General features: G+C 67.4%; 16 protein-coding genes. 8 read left to right on the top strand and 8 right to left on the bottom strand.

The features are described 5' to 3' along the window. The 4 genes from ACGF4F_RS29695 to ACGF4F_RS29680 all read left to right on the top strand — a co-directional run bounded on the left by ACGF4F_RS29695 (position 1) and on the right by ACGF4F_RS29680 (position 3,169). Positions 1-771 carry an ABC transporter ATP-binding protein gene (locus tag ACGF4F_RS29695; protein ID WP_393082420.1) on the top strand — a complete coding sequence of 257 codons (771 nt, stop codon included), beginning with the start codon at positions 1-3 and terminating at the stop codon, positions 769-771. Further along, positions 768-1,529 (top strand): ABC transporter permease, encoded by a 762-nt coding sequence (locus tag ACGF4F_RS29690; RefSeq protein WP_357447020.1) that lies wholly within the window; start codon positions 768-770, stop codon positions 1,527-1,529. Before ACGF4F_RS29695 ends, ACGF4F_RS29690 begins: the two co-directional genes overlap by 4 nt. Before the next feature lie 403 nt (positions 1,530-1,932). After that, positions 1,933-2,127 (top strand): hypothetical protein, encoded by a 195-nt coding sequence (locus ACGF4F_RS29685; protein ID WP_357447017.1) that lies wholly within the window; start codon positions 1,933-1,935, stop codon positions 2,125-2,127. Between the two features lie 628 nt (positions 2,128-2,755). Continuing rightward, complete coding sequence (locus ACGF4F_RS29680) at positions 2,756-3,169, top strand: hypothetical protein (protein WP_393082416.1); 414 nt, start codon at positions 2,756-2,758, stop codon at positions 3,167-3,169. Positions 3,170-3,445: 276 nt separating this feature from the next. Here ACGF4F_RS29680 and ACGF4F_RS29675 read toward each other — a convergent pair whose 3' ends face one another. From ACGF4F_RS29675 to ACGF4F_RS29665, 3 genes are all read right to left on the bottom strand, one after another. Continuing rightward, positions 3,446-4,240, bottom strand: coding sequence for an SDR family oxidoreductase (locus ACGF4F_RS29675; RefSeq protein ID WP_393082413.1), 795 nt, complete (start codon positions 4,238-4,240; stop codon positions 3,446-3,448). 143 nt (positions 4,241-4,383) lie between these two features. Beyond that, on the bottom strand, positions 4,384-4,929 hold the full coding sequence (locus ACGF4F_RS29670) for a hypothetical protein (RefSeq protein WP_393082409.1): 546 nt from the start codon (positions 4,927-4,929) through the stop codon (positions 4,384-4,386). A 216-nt stretch (positions 4,930-5,145) separates the two neighbouring features. Beyond that, entirely contained in the window at positions 5,146-5,556 is a 411-nt protein-coding gene (locus ACGF4F_RS29665; protein ID WP_357446990.1) for a DUF6223 family protein, read from the bottom strand. A 219-nt stretch (positions 5,557-5,775) separates the two neighbouring features. Here ACGF4F_RS29665 and ACGF4F_RS29660 point away from each other — a divergent pair, with 219 nt between their 5' ends. Both ACGF4F_RS29660 and ACGF4F_RS29655 read left to right on the top strand, forming a co-directional pair. After that, complete coding sequence (locus ACGF4F_RS29660; RefSeq protein ID WP_357446988.1) at positions 5,776-6,891, top strand: histidine kinase; 1,116 nt, start codon at positions 5,776-5,778, stop codon at positions 6,889-6,891. After that, positions 6,888-7,550: a response regulator transcription factor gene (locus tag ACGF4F_RS29655; RefSeq protein ID WP_357446986.1), complete on the top strand. Its 663-nt coding sequence runs from the start codon at positions 6,888-6,890 to the stop codon at positions 7,548-7,550. Before ACGF4F_RS29660 ends, ACGF4F_RS29655 begins: the two co-directional genes overlap by 4 nt. A gap of 95 nt (positions 7,551-7,645) precedes the next feature. Here ACGF4F_RS29655 and ACGF4F_RS29650 read toward each other — a convergent pair whose 3' ends face one another. Both ACGF4F_RS29650 and ACGF4F_RS29645 read right to left on the bottom strand, forming a co-directional pair. Next, positions 7,646-9,778: an MMPL family transporter gene (locus ACGF4F_RS29650; protein ID WP_393082404.1), complete on the bottom strand. Its 2,133-nt coding sequence runs from the start codon at positions 9,776-9,778 to the stop codon at positions 7,646-7,648. A 78-nt stretch (positions 9,779-9,856) separates the two neighbouring features. Beyond that, positions 9,857-10,261: a hypothetical protein gene (locus tag ACGF4F_RS29645; protein ID WP_393082401.1), complete on the bottom strand. Its 405-nt coding sequence runs from the start codon at positions 10,259-10,261 to the stop codon at positions 9,857-9,859. A gap of 222 nt (positions 10,262-10,483) precedes the next feature. On the opposite strand from ACGF4F_RS29645, the gene ACGF4F_RS29640 reads away from it, so the two are divergent. Beyond that, the gene (locus ACGF4F_RS29640; RefSeq protein ID WP_393082454.1) at positions 10,484-13,819 is read left to right on the top strand and encodes a ThuA domain-containing protein; all 3,336 of its coding nucleotides are present in this window, start codon (positions 10,484-10,486) and stop codon (positions 13,817-13,819) included. A gap of 181 nt (positions 13,820-14,000) precedes the next feature. On the opposite strand, the gene ACGF4F_RS29635 is transcribed toward ACGF4F_RS29640, so the two are convergent. Further along, positions 14,001-14,606 (bottom strand): hypothetical protein, encoded by a 606-nt coding sequence (locus ACGF4F_RS29635; RefSeq protein ID WP_393082398.1) that lies wholly within the window; start codon positions 14,604-14,606, stop codon positions 14,001-14,003. Positions 14,607-15,236: 630 nt separating this feature from the next. On the opposite strand from ACGF4F_RS29635, the gene ACGF4F_RS29630 reads away from it, so the two are divergent. Continuing rightward, complete coding sequence (locus tag ACGF4F_RS29630) at positions 15,237-15,608, top strand: ArsR/SmtB family transcription factor (protein ID WP_393082395.1); 372 nt, start codon at positions 15,237-15,239, stop codon at positions 15,606-15,608. Here ACGF4F_RS29630 and ACGF4F_RS29625 read toward each other — a convergent pair. Together ACGF4F_RS29625 and ACGF4F_RS29620 are read right to left on the bottom strand one after the other, a co-directional pair. Beyond that, positions 15,547-15,840, bottom strand: a complete 294-nt coding sequence (locus tag ACGF4F_RS29625; RefSeq protein WP_393082451.1) for a PfkB family carbohydrate kinase — start codon at positions 15,838-15,840, stop codon at positions 15,547-15,549. The two genes, ACGF4F_RS29630 and ACGF4F_RS29625, sit on opposite strands and share 62 nt — an antisense overlap. 142 nt (positions 15,841-15,982) lie before the next feature. Continuing rightward, complete coding sequence (locus tag ACGF4F_RS29620; RefSeq protein WP_393082392.1) at positions 15,983-16,768, bottom strand: NAD-dependent epimerase/dehydratase family protein; 786 nt, start codon at positions 16,766-16,768, stop codon at positions 15,983-15,985. Between the last annotated feature and the right edge of the window lie 5 nt (positions 16,769-16,773).

Here is a 16,773-nt window from a genome sequence, read left to right as displayed (position 1 = left end):
ATGCAAACCCCGCCCCTCGCGATCCAGGTTATGGGATTGCACAAGTCCTACGGCAAGCTCGAGGTCCTCAAGGGCGTGGACTTCGCCGTGGCCAGTGGCAGCATCTTCGCACTGCTCGGCTCCAACGGCGCCGGCAAGACCACCGTCGTGCGCATACTGTCCACGCTACTCAAACCCGATGGCGGCAGCGCAAGCGTCAACGGATTCGACGCCGTTTCCCAGCCCGAAAAGATCCGGGAGTCGATCAGCCTGACCGGACAGTTCGCCGCAGTCGACCAGATCCTCACCGGCCGCGAAAACCTGATCATGGTCGCCAAGTTGCGACAGGTGAAGAACCCCGGCCAGGTCGCCGACGGCCTGCTCGAACGATTCGGCCTCTCTGACTCGGGCGCGCGCCGGGTGGCGACCTACTCGGGCGGCATGCGCCGGCGCCTGGATATCGCCATGAGCCTCATCGGCGACCCGCCGGTCATCTTCCTCGACGAGCCGACCACCGGCCTCGACCCGGAAGCCCGCATCGAAGTGTGGAAGGAGATCAAGAGCCTTGCCGGCAAGGGCACGACGGTCCTTCTGACCACCCAGTACCTGGAAGAAGCGGAGAAGCTGGCCGACCGGATCGCGATCCTGCACCAAGGCACGATCATCGTGTCGGGCACCCTGGCGGACCTGCGCCAGCTGTTGCCGCCCGCGAAGGCGGAACTCGTGGAACGCCAGCCCACCCTGGAGGAGATCTTCCTGTCGATCGTCGGCACCAAGAAGATGCAGCGATGAGCTCGCATGTCGTCAGCAACACCAGCGTCATGCTCGGACGGTCCATCCGCCACGTTACCCGCAGCATGGACACCATCATCACCGTCACGATCATGCCGATCGCGTTCATGCTGTTGTTCCGCTACGTGTTCGGCGGCGCCATCCAGGCCGGTACCGACAACTACACCAATTACCTGATGCCCGGCATCCTGCTCATCGCCATCGCCAGCGGCATCTCCTACACCGGCTTCCGGCTGTTCAACGACATGCAGAGCGGCATATTCGAACGGTTCCACTCGATGCCGATTACACGGTCGTCCGTCCTTTGGGGACACGTGCTGACCTCGATGGTGTCCAATGCCATCTCCGTCGTGGTCATCATCGGGGTCGGGCTCATCATGGGCTTTCGCACCTCGGCCGGTGTGCTGGCCTGGCTTGCCGTCGTCGGGATCCTAGCGCTGTTCACCCTCGCGCTAACGTGGGTCGCGATGATCGCCGGCCTGGCGGCGTCCTCGCCAGACGGAGCGTCCGCCTTCTCCTACCCTCTTGTCTTCCTACCGTTCATCAGCTCGGCGTTCGTCCCCACCGACACCATGCCCGGGCCGGTGAAAGCCTTCGCCGAACACCAACCGGTCACCTCCATCGTCAACACCATCAGGGCGATGTTCGAGCAGCAGCCGGTCGGCAACGACATCTGGATCGCCCTCGGCTGGTGCGCCGGCATCCTCGTCGTCGCCTACGCCTTCGCCATGCGGGCCTACCATCGCAAAATCGCCTGACACCACAGGAAAGATGTCGCCCGCGGCGACCGCCAAGCGGCCGCCGCGGGCCCGGCAACGAGGAGGGGAAGCCGACCATCCAGGCATAACGCACACGGGCCACAACGTCGCCCCCGGCGGGCCGCCAGTTCACCAACTAAAGGTAAGCCGTAGCCGTACCGGTTGGTCAATCTGTAGGGGCGGGTTCTCGATGGCGAAGACGAGCGAATCGTCCGTCGATCGACCCCTCGCTTGTAAGAACTGCGCGCTTCGTCTAGGCGTCCGTCCGCGTCCGTGACCTCGGGCTACGATCCAGGCTCGGTCGCCGCCGACTGTCCTCATCTCGGGCCGTTGCTGTCGCCGTTGCTGTCGGCTTCGGTTATGGGAAGGCGTGACTCGCCCTTCGGATCCTAGAGTGGCGTCCATGTCGGGCCGGCGGGAACGCATGCGTCGGGAGCTGGGTGGCTTCCTCAAGGAGTATGGCCGCAGCTCTCGGTCTCGCAATGGGATGGATCCGAACGATCGCCAGTACAGCCGCAAACTGGAGACCCAAATCAAGCGGATGCGCCCGGAGGACCTCGACCGCCTGATGCGGGACGACGAAGACGACGACCAGTAGCCACAGACCGTCAGGTTTGGAACGTGCGTTGCGTCGCTCTGACCGACGGTTTGGTCGAGGTGCTGACCAGCCACGGCGGCGGACCGGGGCAATGCCTCGCGGTCATGCTGCTGCCATCCAATGTCCCGCTGTTGGCTGGTAGTGACCGCTGCATCGGGCACGGATCGGACACGGACTCAGGTGAGGCCGAGAGGCATGAACCCCTATGCCGCGAGGCGACGGCAGATCCACCGAAATTGGACCCATCGGCACTCTGGCCTGGCTTGCGATCGTCGGTGTCTCTCGACCTTTCGCATGCGTTTCGCTGTCGGCTGCGCCGGATCCGCGTCCGATGCCCTTCGCGGCGGCCGGGAATTTAGCGCATTGTCAGGTGTCGTAGGACCCATCCCATGGCTCGTCAAAGCCAAGGCCCGGATACAGCTCGACCCGGTCGACCTTGTCCACGCCCCCTTTCGGTGCCGCGAGTGGGCACCGTGCACAGTTGGCAGAGGAATTCGAGCATCGTGCACGGTGGCACCGGCAGGAGGCCACGTCATAGCGTCTGCCGCATCACCACCGCGGCTCGCCGAAGGTCCGCCCGGAGCGGGCGTGCCGTGGATCAACCTGTCGATCACCGGGAAGGGACCTCATGAAATCTCGACGCATCCTGTCCGGTCTGGCCGCAGCGGCGCTCGCCGCCGCCGCGTCCCTGACGTTCGCGGCCCCGGCCTCCGCCGCCACCTGGGACCACTGGATGTACACCGATGACGCCGACCCGGGCGGGATCGTTCGCTTCCGCGCCGACGGCGACGTCGTGCAACTCTGCGACATCGAGGCCGACGGGTGGAAGGTCTATATGACGGTCTCCGACTGGACCCAGAACAACCTTCACAAGTACAACCTGAGTGTCGGCGGCAATGGCAACTGCATCGAGGCCCGGGCATCGTTCGGCAGCCCGTACGACCTTCGTGAGGGCAACGTGTTCAGGTTCGCCATCTGGTTGGACAAGGACGGTAGCGTCCCGAGTTACCACGACGTCGCATACTGGTCGAACGTGAACTGACGGGCGCGTGCGACGAAGGGCCGGTCCCAGTGGGACCGGCTCTTCGCAGGGTGGCGGAGGTACGAGATTCGAACTCGTGAGGGTGCTAACCCCACACACGACAAGGCATACAACTCCCGCGCCAACCCACTGCACCTGGCCCGTCGAGGGGGCCGTCAAACGAACGGTGTAACTCGGGTTGTTGACGACTACTTCCGGCCCGCGGACAATCCGGGGCGCTGTCGCGGCCACGGACCTGAATCACGACGGTCACGGCGCTGCTCGGGCACACCGCATTCAGGGGTTGGGATGGTCGAGGAGGCCGTCAGCGTCACTACGCGCGTGTAGGTAGTCGGCGAAGGTGACCGTGCCGCGGTCACCATTGGTGAGCAGGTGGCCACCCACGCCGAACCCCGCGCCCAGCCTGCCCCAGAGGGGGATCTTGATGACTGGGCGGCGGCGCTGTGCAGCGGCGAGATAGGCGCGCATCAGGGCCGCCATCGACTCGACCTTCGGCCCGCCGAGTTCGCGGACGCGGCCTGCCGCAGGCCCCATGACGAGTTCGGCCATTCGATCGGCGACATCGCCCACGTCGACTGGCTGCAACAGTGACTTCCGCGGCACCACGGCGGCCGGACCTTTGGAAAGTCGCGTCAAGTACATCAGCATCAGATCATGGAACTCGGTGGCCCGCAGGATCGTCCATGGCAGCCCGGAGTCTTCGACGAGCCGCTCGTTATCTAGCTTGGCCTGGAAGAACCCGAACCGAACCCGGTCCACTCCGACGATCGAGACGTACACCAGGTGCGGCCGTGCTCCACTTGTCGCATTGAGCAGCTGCCGGAGCTGGGTCACGTCCCGTTGCGGTCGCCGGTAGTCGGCCGCACTCGCGCAGTGGGCGATCACATCCACATCCTCGACCGCTGCGGCCAGGCCATCGCCGGTCTCGAGATCACCCTGGACGAACCCAGGTCCCTGAGATGGGCGACGGCTCAACACCCGCACCTCGGTCCGATCCTGTAGCCGATGTACCAGCTCGCGACCCAGCACGCCGGTGCCACCAGTGACGAGCACCCTGTCTGGACGTGTCATAGCCCCTCCTTACCTTGGAAACGGCTGGCCGGTTTCTCCAGGAAGCCCAGTACGGCGTGAAAGCCGATCGGCCGGTACATCTGAACCCAGGAGCGCAGCGCCGACACCGGTCCCGGGTGGGCAAGCGTCTCCACCGGTTGGCGTCAGGCATGGGGTTCGGCCGCGGTGGAGCGATGCGCAGAGCCGCGTTCGCCTTGTTCACGGCCCTTGGACAGGCCCCGATCCAATACGAATACCAGCACGTACGCCTCGGCGAAGGCGCATACTGCCCACATCGCCCAGGCCAGGACGCTGAGGTTCAGGGGCTGGTGCAGCACGTTGAATGGGCCCATGAACTCGGCGAACACGGTGCCCAGCCACACGATGAGGCCGAGCCGCCATGCCCTGCTGTGCAGGCCCGTCGTCCAAGCAGGAGCGATGGACCGGTAGACGACGGCGTAGCCAATCCCGAACGCGAGCATCCCGCCGAGGATGACCAGCGGATTCTCCAGAACCCGTGGAAGTGGCTCCAGTTCCTTCCACACGGTGATGACCTTGGGATGCTGGGTGTCGGGGTCGAACAACAACCCTTCCGCGCCTGGGCGTGAACCGCCGAGCAGGCGGAATGTGACGAACGTGCCTAGCACGAACGCGATGCCTCCGGCGAGACCAGCAGCGAGTGTTCGCCAGATCGAGATGGTGTGTCGCATCGTTCGCCTTCCTGAGTTGGGCTGCAGTGAAGGAAGCTGCTACCAAGTACCGTGTAGTGCTGCGTGACTGAATGCGTGCTGAATGGGTGATCGCCGGCAGGTCCGCGGCTGAGGGCAGCTACCCGAGCATGAGGCTGGGACGGGCGCGTACGGCACGCTGGAACTTGGTGGGGCGGTCTTCAGGTGGACCCAAGCGAGCGCTCGTGTTCGCTGCGGTCAGACGGTGCGGCGGGAGCGGGCCAGGGCCAGCCAGCCGAGGACCGTGGCGATCAGCCCAACCATGAGGGCCAAGTAGCCACCGGCGATCCCGTTACCGGTGCCGAGACCACCGTCGGCGGTGATCACCACCAGCCCGCCGTTGACCACGGCGACCAGCCCCGCCACCAGCGCCACGATGGCGCCCTTACCTCCGTTGCCGATTCGACTGGCGGGGCGGGCCAGAGCCAGCCCGCCGATGACCACGCCAGCCAGCGCCAGTAGCGCGGCCGCGCTGCCCCAGATTCGTTCGGGGGTCCAGCCGTAAACAGTGGTGGGCTGGGCCAAGACGTGCGCGGCCGCTGGTGTGGCAAGCACGAAAACTCCGAGCAGGGCGGCTGCGGCTGCGGCGAGCAGGTGACGGACGGACATGCGCTGCTCCTTTTCCTCTTAGGACTGGTTGTCGTCTGATCCTGTCCGCCGGACCCACCGCCTGTCGTCCTGCTGGCGCGGGCACTTTACGCTGCCGCAAGCGGTGCATCCGGCTGCCGCGGATGCCGTAGAAAGCCGGTAAGCTACCGCGTTTGCGGTAGGCGCCCGATCATCCGCGCGCACGAGTCGCCCGGGCGGACTTGCGGTTAGGGTGCGCGCATGAGCAGGCGACGGATCGGTGTCAGAGACTGGACGATCGCCGTCAGCGTGGCGGCGATCCTGGTAGTCACCGGGCTATCCGGGCAGCACTCCGCCACCAACCTCGACCGGCTCGGCTACGCGCTGTTGGCGGCCGGCGGTCTGGCGCTGGCCGCACGCCGCCGCGCTCCGGTTCCCGTCCTGGCCGTCACCGGGCTGTTCGCGGTGGGTTACCAGGCGGTTGGTTTTGACGTGCCTGCCGTCGCGTTCCTGTTCGCGGTGTACGCCGCCGTGCGGGCCGGACACCGCACCGTCACGGTGGCGGCGAGCGTGATCATGCTGCTCGCTCTCCTCCTCGCAGCCATGGCCTCGGGCCTGCATGACACGGGCGAGGCGTTCGCGCAGGCCCGCGGTGTCCTCGAGCTGGCCTGGCTGATCGCCGCCGGTGCGGCGGGTGAAGCAGTGCGACAGGCCGAGCGCCGGGCGGATGGGGCCGAGCGCACCCGCGAGGAGACCGCTCGGCGCCGCGCCAACGAGGAGCGGCTGCACATCGCACGGGAGCTGCATGATTCGCTCACCCACCAGATCTCCGTCATCAAGGTGCAGGCCGAAGTCGCCGTCCATCTGGCCCGCAAGCGGGGTGAACAGGTGCCGGAGGCCCTGCTGGCGATCCGGGAGGCCGGTCGTGAGGCGGCCCGGGAGTTGCGAGCGACCCTGGAGGCGCTGCGCGACGACGACAAAAACCCGCCGCATGGGCTCGACGATCTGCCGGACCTGGTGCAACGAGCCCGGGCGACCGGTCTGGACGCGACGCTGACGATCGAGGGAAACCGAAACGATGTGCCGGCCGCGGTGGACCGGACCGCCTACCGGATCGTTCAGGAGTCGCTCACGAACATCGCCCGTCACGCCGCCGCCGCTACGGCGTCGGTTCGGATCGACTACCGGCCCGACGCCCTCGCGATCCGTGTCGATGACGACGGCAGGGCCACGCCGGACACCGCGCCGGTGCCCGGCGTCGGGCTGCTCGGGATGCGCGAACGAGTCAGTGCCCTCGGAGGTCACCTCCGCGCGGAACCGCGCAGCGGCGGTGGCTTCACCGTCCAAGCCGAACTTCCCGTGGACCAAACGTCATGATCCGTGTCCTGTTGGTCGACGACCAGCCGCTTATCCGCAGCGGATTCCGCGCGCTCCTCGACGTCGAGGACGACATCGAGGTGGTGGCCGAGGCCGCCGACGGCAGCGAGGGCCTGGCGCTGGCAAAGGAACACCTGCCCGACATCGCGCTCATCGACGTCCAGATGCCCGTCATCGACGGCATCGAGGCGACCCGGCGCATCGCTGCGGACCCAACCCTGGCCCGGGTGCACGTCGTCATTTTGACCAACTACGGCTTGGACGAGTACGTCTTCAACGCGCTGCGCGCCGGCGCCGCCGGATTCCTCGTCAAAGACATCGTGCCGGAAGACTTCCTCCACGCCGTACGCGTCGCCGCCCGCGGCGACGCCCTGCTCGCACCGTCGATCACCCGCAAGCTGATCAACCGGTACGTCACCCAGCCGCTCCACACCAGCACCAACACGGGGCTGAAAGAACTGACCAACCGCGAACGCGAGGCCGTAGCGCTGGTCGCGCAGGGCCTGTCCAACGACCAGATCGCCGATCTCATGGTGATCAGCCCGACGACCGCGAAAACCCACATCAACCGAGCCATGACCAAGCTCCACGCCCGCGACCGCGCACAGCTCGTAGTCCTCGCCTACGAATCCGGCCTCGTAACCCCGCGCAACTCCTGACACCCACGCGTGAGGACCACCTGAACGTCCCCGTCGCGACCGCATTGGGGAACGCGTGGAGCGAGATGAAGACCGGGAAACAGCGGCCGGCGACGTCAGCCCGGGGTAGCGGTCTGCTTGGATGGCCACCAGTTTCGCTCGCCGAGCAGCACCGCGAGAGCGGGGACGAGCAGGGCCCGGACGAGGAACGTGTCGGCGAGCAGGCCCAGGGTGATCACGAAGCCGATCTGAAACAGCGCCTCCATCGGAACCGCCATCAAGGTCGCGAAGGTGGCGGCCAGCACGAGGCCAGCGGAGGTGATCACGCCGCCGGTTCGCTCAAGGGCCTCCGTCACCGCGCGGCGGGTCTCGTGCTGCCGACGCTGTTCGCTGATCCGGCTGAGGAGAAACACGTTGTAGTCGACGCCCAGGGCGACGATGAAGATGAACGTGTACAACGGCAGGTTTGGGTCTGAGGCCGGCTGGCCGAGGATGTGGGTGAAGATAAGGGAACTGACGCCGAGGGCGAAGCCGAAGGAGAGGATCACGGTCGCGATCACGTAGAGCGGCATCACCACCGCGCGCAGGAGCAGAGTGAGGACAAGGAGGATCAGGGCAAGGCCGACCGGGACGATCAGCCTGGTGTCACGCCTGAGTGCCTGGCGGGCATCGTAGTTCTCGGCCACGGTCCCGCCGATCAGGACGGTCCGACCGTCGGCCGCGCGGTCAGCGATCTCGCGCAGCACTGGGACGGCGTCGGTGGCCCGCTCTGAGAACGGATCCATCCGCAGGTCTGCGTCGAAGATGACCAGGTTTGTCGCGGGCCTTCGCTGGCCTTGCGCCGCCGCACCCAGGAAGCCGCTGTCCGCCCCGACCGACCTGGCCACCGCGTGCATGTCGGCGATGGGTGAGTGTGTGCCTTCGGTGAGAGCGCTCTGGACCTTCCCGCTTGCCTCGTCGGCTACGACGATGCGAAGCGGCGCCGCCCGGCCGGGTATGAAGTGGTTGCGGATCACCTGTTGACCGCGGACCGAGTCCGGCGCCTCGCGGAAGGACGCGGCGAAGTCGAGCGCCGGACGCCCGCCGATGGTGGCCAGCGCGCCCGCGGCGAGGAGAGCGGTGACCGCCGCGGCGATCACTGCGGGGCGTGCGTGAACAAGGCTCGCGACGCGCCCCCAAAACGTGACTGCGGGTGCGGCCTCGGGCTCGTGGCGGGGAATCGCGGGCCAGAATGCCCGTCGTCCGAGGGCGGTGAGCAGCGCGGGCAGGAGCGTCAGACCGGCACCGACCATGATCGCGACGCCGAGGGCGAGGATCGGGCCCATCTCGCGCGTGGCGTTGAAGTCGGCGAGGGCGAGGACCAGCATCGCGCCGACGACGATCGCTCCGGCGGAGAGAATCGCCGGGCCGGTGCGCTGGGCGGCGGCGACCATCGCCTCCTCAACGTCCCGCGCCCGTCGCAGTTCGTCGCGAAACCGCGCCACGATCAGCAGACAGTAGTCGGTGCCGGCACCGAACATCAGCACGATCAGGATCGCGGTCGTCTGGCCGCTAACCTCGGTGAGGCCGGCGGCGACGAGAGCGTAGGCAAGGCCGGCGGCGAGAAGATAGGCGACGGCGACGACGGCCAGCGGTACCAGAGCAATCAGCGGCGAGCGGTAGGTCGCGAGCAGCAGGAGCAGCAGGATGACGACGGTGACCGCCAAGAGGGTCCCGTTGATTCCTTTGAGCGCAGCACTTCGGTCGGCCTCAAAGCCGGCGCGGCCGGTGACGAAGGCCCGCAATCCGCTCTCGTCGCCGGCGGCCGGCGGGACGACCTCGCGGATTGCCGCGACGGCCTGCTCGCTGGCGGGCGTCGAGCCGTCGGTCATCAGGACTGTGCTCAAGATGACGCTGTTGTCGGGTGAGGTGAGTAGCGAGCCGCCCGGGCTCATGTCGAGCGGATCGGTCTTGCCGCATGCGCGCTGGTACGGGGTGGCGACCATCGTCAACTTCGGGATGGCGCCGGACCGGCACAGCGCGCGGGCGTCGGCGTCGGCGCGCTGCCCGTCGTCCGCTGTGATCCCACCCTCGCGGAAGTAGGCGATTACCGCCGCTGTCTCGCCGCCGCGCCGGAACTGCTCGTTGATGATCCGCTTGGCCTCCGCCGACTCGGCCCCCCGGACGAGGAATGTCTGGCTCTCGTCGGCGGCCCGTTCGCTGAGCTTGGCGTGTAGCGGCACCACGAGCATCGCGAGCGCAAGCCACACCGCGATTACGACCCACCGTGACCGCCGACCGGTGGCGACTGCGGAAGCCCCGGTGAGAGTGCGCATCGGGTCGCCGCCCTAGAGTCCGCCACCGACCCCCTCTATGTGGCTGACGGCGCCATGCGCGATGTAGACATAGATCCTCGTCGGGTCGACCTCTATCGGCACGGGCTGGCTCTTGTCGTCCTCGCGCGCAACGACGATCTCGCAGCCGTGGCGGGCCGCCTTCCCACGGGCCTCAGCGAGCTGCATCCCGAGCAGCTCTGCCGTATCGAAGGCATTCTTCGCGGGCCGGTACTGGCTGACGCCGCTGTTCTGTCCCGTCTCCACCATCGGGCATTGAAGCGCTGTCAGGTCGCGCTCCGGCCCCGTCGCCCCCTCGGAATCGTCGCTACATCCCGCCAGAGGCAGTGCTCCGACGGCGATCGCAACGGTGGCCGCAGCGACGCTGAGAAGCCGCCTGTTAACCCTCTGCCCACCCATAGCAGGGACGCTAGTGGAGCGAACCGTCTCGTTCAAGACAACTAACGTCTCTGATCAACAAAAGCAACGTTTGTAGCGAGCAAGCTTTTGCAGCCCACAAGCGGAAGTTCTTGACGATCTACCAAAAGGGGAACATGCTACGTCTTAACCTTCAGGCGGTCGCACCACGTCGCTCCGACCGCGGGGCTGGTAGCCGCCGCATTGGGAGAGGAAGTGAGTGGCATGTGGAACGCCGCGCCCCCTGCGCGGAGTCTGAAGCGTCCTGGAATCGCCCTGATCGCGGTCGCTCTTGGGGCTCAGATGCTCGCCCCGGCGACCGCTGTCCAAGCGAAGAGCACCCGACAGGCTCCTAGTGGCATCCACCCGACGGCTGCTGGCCCATCGACAAGCACCAGGCAAGCTAGCAGCGCCCTCCCTGCGGCTCCTGCCCAGGAGGAGGGCAAGAGGATCCTCATCTACACCGGCACGACCGGGTACCGGCACACCGATGGAATCAACAACGGGCGCCCAGTGGTGCAGGCCGCTCTCACGGCCGCAGGCTACGACGTCGACTGGGAGAACTGCGACAACAACGGCGGCGGCCCGAACAACTGCGACAACCCGGACAAGAACCCGCGGATCTTCACGGACGGGAACCTGGCCCGATACGACGCGATCCTGTTCCTGAACGCGTCGTGGTCGTGGGCCGGCGGCGGGCGGCCCGGACCGCTCCTCGACCATGCCCAGCGCGACGCGTTGATCCGCTTCACCCAGCACAGCGGCGGGATCGCGGCCGTGCACAACATGACTGACGCCGGCGCCGGCGTGTCCGCGTGGGACTGGTGGGACGGCGGGCCGGACAGCGTCGTCGGCACGACGATGCGCGGCCACTCGAGCGGGTCGGCGACCGGCAACGCCGCAACCGTCCAGGTTGCCGACCACAACCACCTCTCCACCAAAGACCTGCCCGACACCTACAAGATCGCCGACGAGCATTACAACTTCGCCCGCAACGTCCGGGGCGACCACCACGTGCTCGCGACCTTCGACGAGCGCACCTACAACACCGGCACCTACTCAATGGGCCAGGACCACCCCACGACGTGGTGCAAGCTCTACGACGGCGGCAACGTCAAGGACGGCACCGGCACCCCGCGGCCCTACAACGATGGGCGGACCTGGCTGACCTCGCAGGGCCACTTCGGCGTGCGTTACACCGAGAACGGCGGCGACAACCCGCTGATCAAGCAGATCGTCGGAGGGGTGCGCTGGGTCGCCGGCGAGGGGAAGAAGACCGACTGCTCCGGCACCGTGTGGTCGAACTTCACCCGCACGACCCTGGTCGACAATGTGAACGGCCCGATGGCTCTCGACGTGGCGCCGGACGGCAAGGTCTACTGGACCGAGATCGGCCCCAAGCAGGGGTACGAGTCCGAGGGCTACGTGAAGATGCACGACCCGAAGGGCCCACCGAACAACTCGACCACGGTCGCGACGATCCCGACCCGCGCCGACCACGGCAACTCTGAGGACGGCGTGCTGGGAATGAGCCTGCAGCCGGGCTTCGACCTGTCGAAGCCGGACAAGAACGACATCTACGTCTACTATTCCCCGCGCAACCCCGGCGACTGGCCGACCACGGGCAACCAGCAGACGGTCGGCTACAACCTGGTCAGCCGCTTCACGCTGAACAAGACCGGCACCGCCTTCGAGCCGGCACCAGGCGGGCCGAAGCACCTAAACCCGGCACATCCATACATGGAGCGGCAGATCTTGCGCGTGCCCAAGGCGAAGATCTCCGGCAAACCCTCGGGCTTCCCGGGTGGCCCCACCGACAACGGCCCCGGCCATGTCGGCGGCGCGAGCCTGGTGTTCGACTCCGAAGGCAACCTCTACGTCGGCGTCGGCGACGACGTTTCCCCGAACGCGCCCGGCCACAACCGCTACACGCCGATGGACCATCGCGCCTCGGAGCGCTGGGACGCGCGCAAGACGGCGGCCAACACCGCCGACCTGCGCGGCAAGATCCTGCGCATCAAACCGCGCGAGGGCCCGCCGCAGACCCCAGGGCGCGCACCCGATCCCGGCCTGGGCAAGACCTATACGGTCCCGAAGGGCAACATGTTCGCGCCGGGAACCCCGAACACCCGACCGGAGATCTACGGCATGGGCTTCCGGCAGCCGTTCACGGTGCACACCGACCCCGCCAACCCGGGTTCGGTCGTCGTCGGCGAGTTCTGCCACGACAACTCGGTGGACCAGCCCGACCGCGCCCCGGCCGGCGTCTGCGAGTGGAACAAGGTCGACGGGCCCGGTTTCTACGGCTGGCCGTTCTGCATCGGTGACAACTCGAAGATCAACACCACCTGGCGCTGGAACTACGAGGCCAACTCCTCGACCGGTCAGCAGTACGACTGCTCGCTCGACAAGCTCCCGTCCGACCTGAACTGGGCGCCGCCGGGCGGTACCAATTCGCAACCCACATTCCAAGGCCTCGATGCGATCCCAGGTCCCGCGAAACCAGCGACGGTCTGGCGCAAGTACCCCGGCAACCCCGGAAGCCAGGATCCGAAGGACTTCGGCGACCTGGGCGCAGGGGGGATGCAGCCGGTCACCGGCCCGGTCTACCGATACAAAGACAGCCGCGGTCCCGGCGCCTTCCCGGCCTACTACGACGGCTCCTGGCTGATCACTAACCGTGGCACCGACAACGGGTTCTGGAAGGAGGTCCGCCTGCGGCAGGACAACAACCAGATGCTCCGGGTCAACGACTGGCTGCCCGTCAACCACTTCGGCACGCCGAACAACAGCTTCGTGATCCCGACCAGGTTCGGGCCCGACGGCGCACTCTACATGGGGCGCTGGACGTTCGGCTGTTGCCGCAACCAGATCAACCCCGAAATGAAGATGCAGCTGATCAAGATCGAGTTCACGCCCGAGGCCGACCAGTGTAAGGAAACCGATGCACCGACGGTCTCGCACCAGATTCAGGGCCAGGCCGATCCCGACCAGCAGAACACCTATATCGACTCGGCCACGCTGAGCCTCACCGCCAACGATGTCGGCTGTGCCGGCGTGGACAAGGTCGAGTATCGCGTCAACGGCGGCGCGTGGACCGCCTACAACGCGCCGGTACCGTTCAAGGACGCGGGGAAGTACACAGTCGACTACCGAGCCACCGATCGCCTCGGGAACGCCTCCAACCCGCAGAGCACCACCTTCACGGTGCGTGACAGCGGCGGGACGCTCCCCACGACGTGCGACATCAACGCCACGGGCACGCAGTGGAGTCCCGACAACTGCAAGATTGCCCGCGGCGGCACCATCACCTGGCACTTCAACGAGGCGGATGCGCGGTTCCCGCACGACGTCTGGCTCGTGCCGCCCGGCGGCAATCCGGACCCGAACGGCGGCGACATCTTCCAGGTCACCAACGGGCCCGTACCGCCGGGAGGTCCGCCGGTCTCGTACACCTTCGATCGGGAAGGGACCTGGACGGTCATCTGCAGGCTCCACGCCGGCTACAGCAGCGGGCAGTGGTTCGGCATGATTGCGACAGTCACGGTCGGAGGAGGATGAGTTAAGGCTTGATGCCCTGGTGGATCGGGCCCGGACACGCCGTCCAGGCCCGACCACCAGGCCCAGGCGGCCAGCAGCACCCGCCGATGTACGGACGACGTCAGCCCGCTGCCACGAATCATGGGCATTGTGATTCGGATAGAGGATCGAGCACGCTGTGAGCCTTCTTCGGATGGGCATGTCATCCGGCCAGGGCGATCTTGGCCTCTCGAGACCCAGCGGCGGACTGGGCAGCTCGGCGGCGCTGGTGGTAGTGAACGGTCAAGATGCCGAGCAGCGGTCCCCAGGCGGCCAGCGGCAGGTAGGCGATCCAGAACGCGACGCTCTGCCAGCCCTCGGTGATCGGCGTGTCCGGGCTGCCGTTGACCATCCGGCCAGAGGCCATCATGGCCAGCGCGTACGGGAAGATCAGCAGGGCGATCGCACCGAGGCTGGCGGGGATGACGGCGGCGAGGGTCGGTACCCGGCGACCGCGCAGGCCCGGGATCCACCTCGGCCACACCTCGCCCCACTCACACACCAACCCGAGGGCGAGGAATGCCAACACCTCGCTGACCAGGCTGAGCGTGAGGATGTACCAGACCCCCTCGAACAGGACCGGACCGTGGCCGAGCGGCGGGGCGTCCATGCGCTTCACGAGCGGAGCCTCGAAGACGAAGGCCGTGATCCGCCAGATGGTGGACGGCAGCGTGGTCAGGGCGGCAGCGTATGCGGCCAGCATGGCCCAGCGGGGCACGCCCACCGCCGTCCGGCCATGCAGCTTCCTCAGGACGGTGCGAGCGGTCATAGGGAAATCTCCTTGTCCAAACGCTGATCGTTGCGGATGGCCATGCGCACCCCCGTGTGCCAGCGGGCAATGCCTAGCGTTGCTGTTTCAAGATCGCAGCCATGCCGAGCCCCACGCATCCCCTCGGGAGGGGACCGGATCACCCGCATGGGGGAAAAGGAACCTGGACCACACGGACGACGGACGAGGCCGAACCACCGTGGACACGAGGCACCGGCACGGCCCGCCTGACGCCAACCGGCTCCCCTGCACAATCGCCTCTCGGAGGATGCGCTCGGCGGGCGAGGCCGAGTCCCGCTGCCCGTGTCCGGCGCCGATCGGCTCGGTCAGCAGAGCCGAGAGCAGATCGCCCACCGGCAGGTGCAGCCCCGTGGTCGCGGCTCGATGTGACCCTTGCGAAACCGGTGCCGCCGCGCCGTCGCCTTGATGGGCCGTCGCCTGTACGGTTCATGATCGCGCCAGTCACATCTTCGCAACGAGCCAGTGCTGGACGGCGACGGGCTATCGGTACCGCAGGCCAGCATGGCGGCGTGAACCGACCCAGCCCCTGCTTCCCTCGCAGCCGGCCTCGCGACCGCCATCGGAGTACTGGTCCCGTTCGACCGGTTTATCGATGGCGTTGCTGGAACAATGGAAGGCGTGGGAACCACAAAAACCGCTATGCCTGCTATCTCGCCACTTGCTGGCGAGCCGATTAAGCGCGCCGATGCGGAGCGCCTCGCGGGAGTGCTGAAGGCATTCGCCGATCCTGCCCGACTGCGGCTGCTCAGTTTGATCCAGTCCGCTCCGGAGGGCGAGGCGTCTGTGAGTGACCTCACGGCGCCGTTGAAGCTCTCCCAGCCGACCGTGAGTCATCACCTTCGGATCCTCACCGAGGCCGGCCTGCTCAAGCGCGAGAAGCGCGGCGTCTGGGCGTACTACCGCCTCGTGCCGTCCGCGATCACGACGATCGCCGACTTGTTGGCGCCACCCCGCAAGCGGGCGACGAAGAGGGCCCGCTGAGCGGCATCCGGTCCATCGCCGCAGCAGCCGAGCCGCGTCGGTAGTAGTGCACGTTCGTGCCGTGCGGGCCGAGGTCCTTGAAGAAGACACCAGTCGAGGCCGTCGGGTCCACCTCGACCAGACTCACGTCCACTCCGGCGGCACCGATCCGTGTGGTGACCAGTTCTCCCAGCGGATCCGCGCCGACCCGGCTGCACCAGGCCACCCGCAGTCCCAATCCGGCCAGATTCATCGCGACGTTCGACTCCGCTCCGGCCACGTCCAGCCCGCATGGCGCCGCCCGCGCAGTGGGCGGGGTAGATCGGGGGTCAGCAGGGCCATCGACTCGCCGACACAGACCACGCCCACCGGTCGCACCGCGCCGGCTGTGCCCGTCATCGGCGATCTCGCATCTGGGGCCGACACATCGTCGACGGGCCGTCCGGCAAGCCGTCGGCGCAGGCGACCGAAGTCTCCGTGGGCGCATAGCCCAGGTCGTTCCGAGCCGCGCTGAGGTCGAACACCTGGCGCGGGTTCGCCGACGTGATGGTGTACGTCCCGAAACGGATGTCGGCCTGCAGCGCGCGTCGCACCGCCTGGCCGAGGTCGGTCACGCCGAGCCAGGTGTCCAGCCAGCCGCGGTGCGGGGGTGCCGGCAGGCAGCCCCCCAGCCGCAGGCAGACCACGGACAGCGGGTACGCGTCGGCGTAGACCCGTGCGGCGGCCTCGGCGAACACCTTCGTCGCGCCGTAGCGGCAGCACGGGTGCGGCGCCCGGTCGTCTTGTACCGGAGGGCCACCAGGCTCGTCGGCGCGCCAGTAGTGGCCGCCCATCGCGTGTACGGAGCTGGCGAGCACGATCCGGGCCACCCCGGCCTGGCTGGCGGCATCGAAAATCGTCGTCACCGCATCGACGTTGGGTCCGCGCAACAGATCCCAGCCGTCGCCTGGTCGGGGGTTGCCGGCCAGGTGCACGATCGCGTCGACGTCGTCGCACAGCCGCGCCGCCACCGCGGGATCGGCGAGGTCACCGAGCAGCACCTCCGCCCCCGCGGTCTCGGCCCCATCGATGGGATAAGGGGCCGGACGGACATCGGTCAGTCGGAGCCGGTGGTGCTCGGCGAGTTGTGGCACCAGCAGCCGGCTTACCCCGCCGGATGCCCCGGTGATCAGGACGCGCATCCGGG

Source organism: Micromonospora sp. NPDC047740, from assembly GCF_043204735.1.
In the GTDB taxonomy this organism is placed as follows: Bacteria; Actinomycetota; Actinomycetes; order Mycobacteriales; family Micromonosporaceae; genus Micromonospora.
This window is presented reverse-complemented; position numbering and strand designations above follow the sequence as displayed.